Annotated in this window: 9 protein-coding genes, 1 pseudogene and 1 riboswitch; of the genes and pseudogenes, 9 read left to right on the top strand and 1 reads right to left on the bottom strand. The window is 36.7% G+C overall.

The window, feature by feature from the left end:
• The first annotated feature begins 30 nt into the window (after positions 1-30).
• From KD050_RS03065 to KD050_RS03025, 9 genes and pseudogenes are all read left to right on the top strand, one after another.
• Positions 31-441 (top strand): DUF350 domain-containing protein, encoded by a 411-nt coding sequence (locus KD050_RS03065; RefSeq protein WP_211894799.1) that lies wholly within the window; start codon positions 31-33, stop codon positions 439-441.
• Positions 442-952: 511 nt separating this feature from the next.
• On the top strand, positions 953-2653 hold the full coding sequence (locus KD050_RS03060; protein WP_211894798.1) for a long-chain-fatty-acid--CoA ligase: 1701 nt from the start codon (positions 953-955) through the stop codon (positions 2651-2653).
• Positions 2654-2938: 285 nt separating this feature from the next.
• Positions 2939-3520, top strand: coding sequence for a fatty acid metabolism transcriptional regulator FadR (locus KD050_RS03055; RefSeq protein ID WP_211894797.1), 582 nt, complete (start codon positions 2939-2941; stop codon positions 3518-3520).
• Between the two features lie 17 nt (positions 3521-3537).
• Positions 3538-4311 (top strand): enoyl-CoA hydratase, encoded by a 774-nt coding sequence (locus KD050_RS03050; protein WP_211894796.1) that lies wholly within the window; start codon positions 3538-3540, stop codon positions 4309-4311.
• A 25-nt stretch (positions 4312-4336) separates the two neighbouring features.
• Entirely contained in the window at positions 4337-5110 is a 774-nt protein-coding gene (locus KD050_RS03045; RefSeq protein ID WP_211894795.1) for an electron transfer flavoprotein subunit beta/FixA family protein, read from the top strand.
• Between the two features lie 100 nt (positions 5111-5210).
• Positions 5211-6188, top strand: coding sequence for an electron transfer flavoprotein subunit alpha/FixB family protein (locus KD050_RS03040; RefSeq protein ID WP_211894794.1), 978 nt, complete (start codon positions 5211-5213; stop codon positions 6186-6188).
• Positions 6189-6518: 330 nt separating this feature from the next.
• Positions 6519-6842 (top strand): annotated as a pseudogene (gene trxA, locus KD050_RS03035) (thioredoxin); the annotation flags it as partial.
• A gap of 49 nt (positions 6843-6891) precedes the next feature.
• Entirely contained in the window at positions 6892-8682 is a 1791-nt protein-coding gene (uvrC, locus tag KD050_RS03030) for an excinuclease ABC subunit UvrC (protein WP_211894792.1), read from the top strand.
• Between the two features lie 252 nt (positions 8683-8934).
• A riboswitch (Lysine riboswitch) is annotated at positions 8935-9113 on the top strand.
• Between the two features lie 249 nt (positions 9114-9362).
• Positions 9363-10592, top strand: a complete 1230-nt coding sequence (locus tag KD050_RS03025) for an aspartate kinase (protein WP_211894791.1) — start codon at positions 9363-9365, stop codon at positions 10590-10592.
• A 300-nt stretch (positions 10593-10892) separates the two neighbouring features.
• Here KD050_RS03025 and KD050_RS03020 read toward each other — a convergent pair whose 3' ends face one another.
• Entirely contained in the window at positions 10893-11306 is a 414-nt protein-coding gene (locus KD050_RS03020; RefSeq protein WP_235753908.1) for a YslB family protein, read from the bottom strand.
• Positions 11307-11389 lie beyond the last annotated feature (83 nt).

Raw genomic sequence — 11389 nt, 5'->3', positions numbered from 1 at the left:
AGAAGGAAAAGTGTAAAAGGGGTTTTTAGCATGCTTCTAAGTTTCTGGTCAAACCCACTCGTAGAGTCTGCAGGTTATTTTAGCGTTGTTATTTTATGCTTACTCGTTTCGATGGTTATTTTTGAAATAGTCACGAAATATAAAAATTGGGAAGAAATAAGAAAAGGTAATGTAGCAGTTGCACTTGCTACTGGCGGGAAAATTTTTGGTGTATGTAATATTTTTAGGTATTCCATTGAACAACATAATTCATTATTTGAAATGATTGGTTGGGGTTTATTTGGTTTCACCCTACTAATTATTGCGTACTTGTTATTTGAATTTTTGACGCCGACCTTTAATGTTGATCAGGAAATCGAAAAGGATAATCGTTCAATTGGATTTATCTCACTAGTTATTTCTGTCGGGTTATCATTTGTTATTGGTGCAAGTATCTCTTAGGAGCGTTTATAATGGAAAAATTGTCGAAAATTTTATTGGCTGTTGGCCTACTATTTGTCTTAGTAGGTATAATATATATCGTTACAAATTAATATAATAAGTTAATAGCGTATTTGAAGACTGCAATGTAGCACTTTTTATCTTAATGATGAGGGAGTGAGCGTTGCAGTCTTTTTTATTTCTTGCTATTGGTGTGTATATACAAATTGCAATATTTAGTGCAGCCCGTATATAAAAAATTCATCGTTATTAAAATAATTCGTGACCAACATCCTGTTGGCCTCGCCCGCGGAAAGCGTCCGCCTGGAACGCAAATCAACAGTATATTCTAATAGCTACTATTTAAGGAGCAATTATTATTTAATTGGTCAGTTTCGAAAGGGTCTAAATGTAATGTTAGGCTAGTAAAATTTAAGAAAACTCTTTTTATTAAATAATTGAATTGTCATTCATTTTTCTCTATAATTAAAAATAGGAATATTCACGCTATTATAAACAAGGGGGCATTCAAATGACAGATAAGCCGTGGTTAGCGCAATATCCACCAGAAATTCCGCATACGCTCGATTATGAACACATTCCTGTTCAAGAATACTTAACGAGAGCGTATAAGAAATTTCCAACAAAGATTGCCATACATTTCATGGGGAGAGATGTATCGTACAAAGAGCTTTACGAGTCATCATTGAAATTTGCTAACTATTTACAATCGCTCGGTATACAAAAGGGAGATAGAGTAGCGATTATGCTACCAAACTGTCCACAAGGGGTAATTGGTTACTACGGTGCATTATATGCGGGAGCAATTGTTGTTCAGACAAATCCTCTTTATACAGAAAGAGAAATTGCATATCAAATGAAGGACTCAGGAGCTAAAGTTATTTTAGCAATGGATATATTATATCCACGTGTTTCAAAAGTATTAAAAGAAACAGATTTAGAGAATATTATCGTTACTGGTATTAAGGATTACCTACCATTTCCTAAAAATCTTGTTTATCCTTTTATTCAAAAGAAACAATATGGATTTAGTGTTAAAGTAGAGCATCGAGGGATGAATCATTTATTCCCGGAAATTATGAAGGTTGGAAAAGCTGAACTGATAAGTATGGCTTTTGATTTTGAAGAGGATATTGCACTATTACAATATACAGGTGGTACAACGGGCTTTCCAAAAGGTGTTATGCTTACACATAAAAATTTAGTAACTAATACTACTATGTGTACTGCGTGGAACTACAAATGTAAAGAAGGCGAAGAAACTATTTTAGGGGTTCTCCCATTCTTTCATGTGTATGGGATGACCACTGTTTTAGTATTTTCTGTTATGCTAGGTAATAGGATGGTATTATTGCCGAAGTTTGATGTGGAAACTGCACTAAAAACGATAGATAAGCAAAAACCAACTATTTTTCCAGGAGCTCCAACGATTTATATTGGTTTATTAAATCATCCGGATATCCAAAAATATGACTTATCATCTATTGTCGCTTGTTTAAGTGGATCTGCTCCATTACCATTAGAGGTACAAGAAAAGTTTGAAAAAATTACGGGTGGTAGATTAGTAGAAGGTTACGGCTTAACTGAAACATCTCCGGTAACTCATGCAAACTTGATATATACTGAGGATCGGATTAAAGGATCGGTAGGTATTCCTTGGCCGGATACAGATGCGGCGATTTTCGCAGTCGATTCGACTACACCATTACCTTTTGGTGAAATCGGAGAAATTGCAGTTAAAGGACCTCAAGTGATGAAGGGTTATTGGAATCGACCAGAGGATACGGAAATGACTATGCGGGATGGTTGGTTTTTAACTGGTGATTTAGGGTATATGGATGAAAGCGGTTACTTTTATGTTGTCGATCGGAAAAAAGATTTAATCATTGCTGGGGGCTATAATATCTATCCTAGGGATGTGGAGGAAGTGCTATATGAACATCCCGCAATTCAGGAATGTGTAGTTGCCGGAGTTCCAGATCCATACAGAGGAGAAACAGTAAAAGCATTTATAGTAGTTAAAGAAGGAGCATCTGTGACAGAAGATGAGTTAAATACATTTTGTCGTGAAAACTTGGCTGCGTTTAAGGTGCCAAGAATCTATGAATTCAGAGCAGAACTTCCAAAGACGGCTGTAGGTAAAATTTTGAGAAGAACGTTAATAGAAGAAGAAAAAGAGAAACAAAAACAAAAACAAGTAGTACAAAGTTAATTGATTATTGACAATCTATAAAATTAAATATAATATAAAAATATGAATGAATCATCATTCATATTTTTTTATTTTATTCAACCAGAATTACAACCCAGGCTGAATAAAGTAAAAGCCGGCGGATGTCATAGATTTAGAAGAGAGTTTTTTAAAAGGTATTAGCCTAAGAACGTCGCATTCATGCGACAAAGGCAACCTGACCTGTATCATGCTGGCCTTAGCTCAATTCAAAATCTGGACGCAATTATGCCATAGCGTAATTGATTAATTGGTGGTGAATTCACATTGAAAAAGGACAAACCAAAATATAAGCAAATCATTGACGCAGCAATTATTGTAATCGCTGAAAATGGGTATCATCAGTCACAGGTTTCAAAGATAGCCAAACAGGCGGGAGTAGCTGACGGAACAATTTACTTATATTTTAAAAACAAAGAAGAAATTTTAGTCTCAGTTTTTGAAGAAAAAATGGAGATATTTGCGGAAAATTTGAAAGAAATTATTCAACAGGACATTAGCTCCTCAGAAAAGCTATATAAAATGATTGAGAATCATTTTATGGTGTTATCAAGCGATCATCATTTAGCGACGGTCACCCAGTTGGAATTAAGACAAGCCAATTTAGCATTGCGATTACGAATTAATGCAGTTTTAAGAAACTATTTAATATTATTAGATACCATCTTAAAAGAAGGGATCGAACAGGGAGAATTTGATCATTCGATCGATATTCGCTTAGCAAGACAAATGGTTTTTGGTACAATTGATGAGACGACTACTACCTGGGTCATGAACGAGCATAAATACGATTTAGTTGATCTAACAGGTAAAGTACATCGTCTATTGTTAAATGGAGTAAAAGGTTAACAAAGGGGAGTGAGAAAATGGAATTTCTGTCATGGACTATAGAAGAGGGTGTAGCTACTGTTACATTAAATCGTCCACCAGCAAACGCTTTGGCAAGAGGGGTTATTTTAGAAGTTAATGACTTGCTAGATGCAGTTGAGAATGATGATGCAGTTCGAGTAATCTTGCTAAAAGGAGAAGGCAGATTTTTCTCCGCAGGGGCAGATATAAAAGAGTTTACCTCCATAACGTCTGGAGAAGCATTCTCGGAGCTTGCGGCAAGTGGACAAACAATTTTCGAAAGAGTGGAAACTTTCTCGAAACCTGTAATTGCTGCAATTCATGGAGCTGCACTTGGTGGAGGTCTTGAACTCGCGATGAGTTGTCATATTAGACTCGTTGCAGAAAATGCAAAACTTGGGTTACCGGAATTACAACTAGGTTTAATACCTGGGTTTGCTGGTACTCAACGACTACCACGTTATGTAGGATTTGCGAAAGCAGCAGAAATGCTATTAACAAGTGATCCGATTAGTGGGAAAGAGGCAGCTCAGTTAGGTCTTGCTAACCAAGCTTACGCGGAAGAAGAATTATTTGAACATGCGAAAGAGCTTGCCGTTAAGATTGCGAAGAAGAGTCCAATTGCTGTAAAAACTGCATTAGCAATGCTTCAGTATTCTAAACCAGCTTCATATCATGAAGGTGTTAAGGCAGAAGCAAATGCTTTTGGAACTGTATTTGTTTCAGAGGATGCAAAAGAAGGCATTTCTGCGTTTATTGAAAAAAGAGAACCTGTATTTAAAGGTAAATAATAATTTACATTGGGAGGATATCTAAATGAATATTTATGTTTTAGTTAAACGTACATTTGATACAGAAGAGAAGATCGTTGTTAGCGGGGGGAAAATTCAAGAAGATGGAGCGGAATTCATCATTAATCCTTATGATGAGTATGCGATTGAAGAAGCGATCCAAGTTCGTGATGCTCAAGGTGGAGAAGTAACAGTTCTTACAATGGGTGGAGAAGATGCTGAGAAGCAACTTCGTACAGCACTAGCAATGGGCGCAGATAAAGCGGTCCTTATTAATATAGAAGATGATGTAGAAGAGTTGGATCAATTTACTGCTGCTCATATTATCTCGGAATACTTAAAGGATAAAAATCCGGATTTAATATTAGCGGGTAACGTAGCGATTGATGGTGGATCAGGACAAGTAGGACCACGAGTTGCTGAAAGCCTTGGTATCAATTATGTAACTACTATTACAAACTTAGAGATTAATGGAACTACAGTGACTATTAAACGTGATGTTGAAGGAGATACGGAAGTATTAGAAACTTCATTGCCATTATTGGTTACTGCTCAGCAAGGTCTAAATGAACCACGCTATCCATCTCTTCCAGGAATTATGAAGGCGAAGAAAAAGCCTTTAGAAGAAGTTGAATTAGATGATTTAGATATGGATGAAGATGATGTAGAAGCAAAAACTGAAACAATCGAAATTTATTTACCTCCTAAAAAGGAAGCTGGAAAAGTATTAGAAGGCGAGCTAGCTGATCAAGTAAAAGAGTTAGTTCATTTACTTCACTCGGAAGCGAAAGTCGTTTAACTTCATTCAGTAAATATTATTTTGCGACGAGTTTGCGCAGAGGCAGGTATGCCGAGGCATATTTGGTTCGAATTAATTTTAATATTAGGAGGAAAAAAGCATGTCTAAAAAAGTATTAGTATTAGGAGAAGCACGTGAAGGTGCTCTTCGTAACGTATCATATGAAGCTATAGCTGCTGCTAAACAAATTTCTAGCGGTGGAGAAGTTGTTAGCGTTCTATTAGGAGATTCAGTGGGAGAGCTAGCTGCTGTGCTTGGAAATTATGGAGCTGATCGTGTTATTACTGTAGAGCATCCACATTTAAAACAATATACTTCAGATGGCTATGGTCAAGCATTGTTAGCTGTGATTGAGCAGGAAAATCCAGAGGCAATCGTAATTGGTCATACAGCTCTTGGGAAAGATTTATCTCCGAAAATTGCAAGTAAGCTGCAAATTGGTTTAGTATCAGATGTAACTTCTATCGAAGGTGAAGGCGATGCAGCTGTTTTCATCCGCCCGATCTATTCAGGTAAAGCTTTTGAAAAAGTAAAAGTGAAGGCTGGTATTGAATTTATCACTATCCGTCCTAATAATATTGCTCCACTTGCAAAAGATGACAGTAAGTCAGCTGACGTTTCTTCCTTGTCGGTAGATATTACAAACCTTCGTACAATTATTAAAGAAGTAGTTCGTAAATCTACAGAAGGTGTGGATTTATCAGAGGCAAAAGTTGTTATTGCTGGTGGACGTGGAGTTAAGAGTGAAGAAGGATTCGCACCTTTAAAAGAGCTTGCAGATGTATTAGGTGGAGCAGTTGGTGCTTCTCGTGGAGCTTGTGACGCTGACTATTGTGATTATTCGTTACAAATTGGACAAACTGGTAAAGTGGTAACTCCAGACCTTTATATCGCAGCAGGTATTTCCGGAGCGATTCAGCATTTAGCTGGTATGTCTAACTCGAAAATTATTGTAGCTATCAACAAAGATCCAGAAGCAAATATTTTCAAAGTGGCAGACTATGGTATCGTTGGAGATTTGTTTGAAGTAATTCCAATGCTTACGGAAGAGTTCAAAAAACTAAAAGTAAACGCTTAATAATTGAAGGAGGCTGTCCAAAAGTACAATATTTTGGACAGTCTCATCTTTTGATATAAAGCATATGGATTATCGAGCTAAGTACATTTTGTTACTGATTTATTAGAAATAAATATCACTACTGAATTCAGTTTCTTGCAGACTTTTTTCGAGGGTCACGACCCATCATTTAAGATTCTCGAAATGATGTAGCATTAGTTTGACCAAAGTCACCCTAAAACGATTCGAGACAGATCTTTCATTGAAGGGGTTGGACTTTTCTCTTTCAAGCTAATATGTAGATGTTGATATTTCTGTCTGTTATAATCATTACATAGTAGACAAAGGAGGAATTTTAATATGGCAATAGTTCACGGAACAGATCAAACTTTTAATTCAGAAATAGAAGAAGGATTAGTATTAGTAGATTTTTGGGCAACATGGTGCGGACCTTGTAAAATGATTGCTCCTGTATTAGAAGAAATGGACGCTGAAATGAGCGACAAAGTTAAAATCGTAAAAGTAGACGTTGATGAAAACCAAGCGACTGCAAGTCAATTTGGTATTATGTCTATCCCAACACTAGTATTATTTAAAGATGGGCAACCAGTAGATAAGGCAGTAGGGTTCCAACCAAAAGAAGCATTAGTCCAATTTGTAGAAAAAAACGCATAATATAAAACCGGGTGCTCTTAGTGCCCGGTTTTTTTAAACGGGTGATAATATGAATGATTTAATAGAACAAAAATGTGCTATCCTTCCAGATGAGCCAGGATGTTACTTAATGAAAGACCGACAAGGAACTATTATCTATGTCGGCAAAGCAAAGATATTAAAAAATCGGGTGCGCTCTTATTTCAAAGGAGCTCACGATGGAAAAACGCTCCGATTAGTGCAAGAAATTGTTGACTTTGAATATATCGTAACTTCATCTGAACTGGAAGCTTTAATACTAGAGCTCCATCTTATTAAAAAGCATGATCCAAAATATAATATTATGTTAAAAGATGATAAAACGTATCCATATATTAAAATTACTGCTGAAAAAGATCCCCGACTGATCATTACAAGACAGGTAAAAAAAGATAAGGGGAAATACTTTGGACCTTATCCAAATTCTCATGCGGCTCATGAAACGAAAAAACTTCTTGATCGTTTGTATCCACTTCGAAAATGTCAAAAGATGCCAAATAGAGTTTGTCTATACTACCATATGGGACAATGTTTAGCTCCCTGTGTGAAAAAAATTGAAGAGAATGCTTATGATGCAATTATTCATGAAATTATAAGTTTCTTGAATGGTGGGCATACTCAAGTGAAAAAAGAATTGGTTGCGAAAATGAATTCAGCTGCAGAAGCACTTGAATTTGAACGAGCAAAAGAGTATCGCGATCAAATTTCACATATCGAACTAGTAATGGAAAAACAAAAAATGACGATGAATGATTTCACAAGCAGAGATATTTTTGGTTTCCATGTAGATAAAGGTTGGATGTGCGTTCAAGTATTCTTTATACGACAAGGGAAGCTTATTGAAAGAGACGTTTCGCTGTTTCCTATTTTCCGGGATCCTGAAGAGGAGTTTATAACATTTTTAGGTCAATTTTATGCGAAGTCGGAACATATTAAACCAAAAGAAATTTATGTTCCTACAAGTACGGATATCGACTTGGCTTCAAAGCTTTTAGAAATGAAGGTTTTCGTTCCGCAAAAAGGGACGAAGAAAAATTTAGTAAAATTAGCAGAAAAAAATGCCCAAATAGCTCTTACGGAGAAATTCCATTTAATCGAAAGACAAGAGGAACGGACGATAGGAGCAGTTGAGCAGCTTGGTGATTCAATGGGGATTGCACCGCCTATGCGTATTGAAGCTTTTGATAACTCGCATATTCATGGGACTGATGCAGTATCAGCAATGGTTGTTTTTATTGATGGCAGGGCCAGTAAAAAGGATTATCGTAAATATAAAACAAAAACTGCAGCAAAACATGATGATTACGGAGCGATGCGTGAAGTTGTACGTAGAAGATATACTAGAGTACTTAAGGAAAATTTGCCGCTACCTGATTTAATAATTATTGATGGGGGAAAAGGGCAAATTGAAGCTGCACGCGAAATTATAGAGGATGAACTAGGGCTAGATATTCCAATTGCAGGTCTTGCAAAGGATGGCAAGCATCAAACTTCCCAGCTTATTTACGGAGACCCTTTGGAGCTAATACCGATGAAGCGGACTAGTGAAGGTTTTTATTTGCTACAACGTATTCAAGATGAAGTCCATCGTTTTGCTATAACTTTCCATAGGCAGCAGCGAGGAAAGCATACTATTGCATCTTCGCTAGATGGTATAGAAGGTATCGGGCCTCAGCGGAAAAAGTTATTATTAAAGCATTTTGGTTCCTTAAAGAAAATACAAGCAGCTAGTAAAGAGGAGTTTATGGAAGCGGGTCTTCCAAGTAAGCAAGCAGAGATTATGGTTAATCATTTTCAGAAAAATGTATTGTCTTCTGAATAATCATATGCTATATTTGAATGAATTTAACTTGAATCAGTACAAGAATATTGCAAATATGCAAATAAAAACTGCTGGTTCAATTTAAGTCTCTGGCAAATGTTACAGATTTTGAAGAGAGTTTTAAAGGGTATTAGCCTAAGTAAGTCGCATTTATGCGAAAAAGGCTACCTGACCTGCATCACGTAGGCCAAAACGCAATTTAAAATTTGGATGCAATTACGCCGAAGTATAATTTAATATTCACTGATTTTAAGTGAAGATAGAGGTGCGATTAGACATCAGTACTCAGCAGGAGGAAGGAAAGTTCCTAGAATAGCTGAGGAAAGGGTCTTTCGCCGAAACATAGAATAGCTTTTCCTATTCTATTGTTGGTTCTGCATTTAATAGATGTAGAATTGTCAGAATTTATATTCTGGAGGGCTATCTCACATGGGCAGATTTTTTGGACCGTGTATGAGACAATGCTTTTCACAATATGTGGAAAGCATTTTTTGATCCTTTCAGGTAAAGAGAAACGACAATCAGTGGGGGGGTTCTTCATCCCTAACTAATTGTTAGTTGAACCATTCGGGCTTTTACGGGCAGTTATTCTCCCACTAAGTCTATTGTGCACTGATGGAGTCGTTAAAGTGGGAGTCTTACTGCGCGTTAAAGCGCGTTAAAAAAGGGAGCGGATGTTCATGACTAAAATTGTAATGAAGTTTGGCGGTACTTCAGTTGAATCAACAGAAAAAATTGCAAATGTTGCGAATCGAGTGAAACTGGAAAAAGAAAAAGGTCATAATATTGTCGTTGTTGTATCTGCAATGGGTAAAACAACGGATGAATTATCAAACCTTGCTTTCGGATTAGCGGAATCACCATCAAAACGTGAAATGGACATGCTATTATCTAATGGAGAGCAAGTTACTATGGCTTTACTAGCTATTAAGTTAAATGCAATTGGGATAGATGCGATCTCTCTAACAGGGGCTCAGGCAGGTCTCATAACAGATAATGTACATAGAAATGCAAAGGTACTAAAACTGGACCCTTCTAAAATTGACGGTCTACTTGCCACAAATAAAGTAGTTATTGTAGCAGGCTTCCAGGGAATATCAGAAGCAGGAGAGATTACGACCCTTGGCAGAGGGGGATCTGATACAACTGCTGTAGCTATTGCTGCTTCTATCGGAGCGGAAATTTGCGATATTTATACGGATGTTGATGGTATTTATACATCAGATCCGCGTTATATTGAGAATGCTCGGAAACTTGAACAACTTGAATATGACGAAATGCTAGAACTAGCTAATTTAGGCGCAGGAGTATTACATCCGCGTGCTGTTGAATTTGCTAAAAACTATAAGGTACCATTACGAGTACGTCCAAGCTATAAAGATGGAGAAGGAACGATTTTGAAGGAGGAAGTAGATGTGGAAAATAATTTAGTAGTTCGTGGGGTAGCGTTTGAATCCGATATCGTTCGATTAACTATAGAATATGAGGTGCCATTTAATGGCTCATTAGCTTCTATTTTCACAACTCTAGCTGCAAATCATATAAACGTGGATATAATTGTTCAGTCGATAGTTGATGGAGTGAAGCCAGCAGTTTCTTTTTCTATTAAAAAGGAATCTCTTGCTGAAGCGATTACAGTTTTAGAAACACATAAACAAGAGCTTGGCTTTACCTTCGCAGATTTTGAAGTAGGACTTTCAAAGGTTTCTATTGTAGGTTCTGGTATGGTATCGAACCCAGGTGTTGCAGCTCAAATGTTTGATCGACTTAGAACAGAGAATATTCCTGTGAAGATGGTAAGTACATCTGAGATAAAAGTGTCAGTTGTTGTACCTCAGCAACATATGATTGATGCTGCTAATGCCTTGCATGACGAGTTCGATCTTGCGTTAACTCATCAATCAGTTTAAACATTTTTTCTTAATTGTTAATAAAAACCGGGCAAAAAAGAGGCCCGGTCCTTTTATGTCAAAATCCTGTTTCTATCGTTTTAGAAGTGCTTAGGACAGACGTTTTGCTATAGGATTACCGTTTGATTTTTAATAAGGCTGGTCGTGACTGCGTCACGACCAGCCTTATTTTCTAGGTAATCTTATGGCGGTTGCCTGTCCGTCGCCCTTCTACAAATATTAGAAATCTTGAAGAACATTTTTATATACGCTAATCTTTTGAAAAAGGGTGACAGGAAAAGTCAAAAATTGACTAACCTGCTACCCTTTAGTTTTAGAATCCCATTTTATTTGTAAAGAGACTAATCCGTTCTTTTTAACTTCCTCGTCATAACATTCGGTTAAATAGCCAGTAAGCTTTTGTTGTTGTTCAGCTAAAAAACCTGCTTCTAATCGATGACTTCTACTTTGTCCACTCTGAGGTAGATTATATGTACTTAACGTATAGAAAGCTGAATCTTTTGTAGTTTTTTCTAAATGTAAAGTGCCCCATCCAGCTTCATTGAAAAACGTGACGGCTTCATCCATTGAATAAAGGGGGAATTTGCGAGCTAAATCTTTCCCAGCCCAATATAATATATCTTTTTCATGTTTTCCGAGAATAGAAGTAAGCACGTGGTCTCTTATTAACTCATATCCAAAGGAAGTTACATGTGAATGTTCCTTTTCATTCAAGTAGCAGCCCTTCTTTCCAAAAATCATCATTGCATATTTATTTTATCACAAAAAAATTAGGAATGGGGACCTGAATAGTTTGT

The sequence above is a fragment of the Psychrobacillus sp. INOP01 genome, assembly GCF_018140925.1.
Lineage (GTDB): Bacteria > Bacillota > Bacilli > Bacillales_A > Planococcaceae > Psychrobacillus.
This window is presented reverse-complemented; position numbering and strand designations above follow the sequence as displayed.

What these genes read in the sequence shown, in the direction of transcription:
- KD050_RS03040 (WP_211894794.1), top strand. Translation starts at nt 5,211, where the DNA reads ATGTCTAAAAAAGTATTAGTATTAGGAGAAGCACGTGAAGGTGCTCTT.
- uvrC (WP_211894792.1), top strand. Translation starts at nt 6,892, where the DNA reads ATGAATGATTTAATAGAACAAAAATGTGCTATCCTTCCAGATGAGCCA.
- KD050_RS03025 (WP_211894791.1), top strand. Translation starts at nt 9,363, where the DNA reads ATGACTAAAATTGTAATGAAGTTTGGCGGTACTTCAGTTGAATCAACA.
- KD050_RS03060 (WP_211894798.1), top strand. Translation starts at nt 953, where the DNA reads ATGACAGATAAGCCGTGGTTAGCGCAATATCCACCAGAAATTCCGCAT.
- KD050_RS03050 (WP_211894796.1), top strand. Translation starts at nt 3,538, where the DNA reads ATGGAATTTCTGTCATGGACTATAGAAGAGGGTGTAGCTACTGTTACA.
- KD050_RS03065 (WP_211894799.1), top strand. Translation starts at nt 31, where the DNA reads ATGCTTCTAAGTTTCTGGTCAAACCCACTCGTAGAGTCTGCAGGTTAT.
- KD050_RS03045 (WP_211894795.1), top strand. Translation starts at nt 4,337, where the DNA reads ATGAATATTTATGTTTTAGTTAAACGTACATTTGATACAGAAGAGAAG.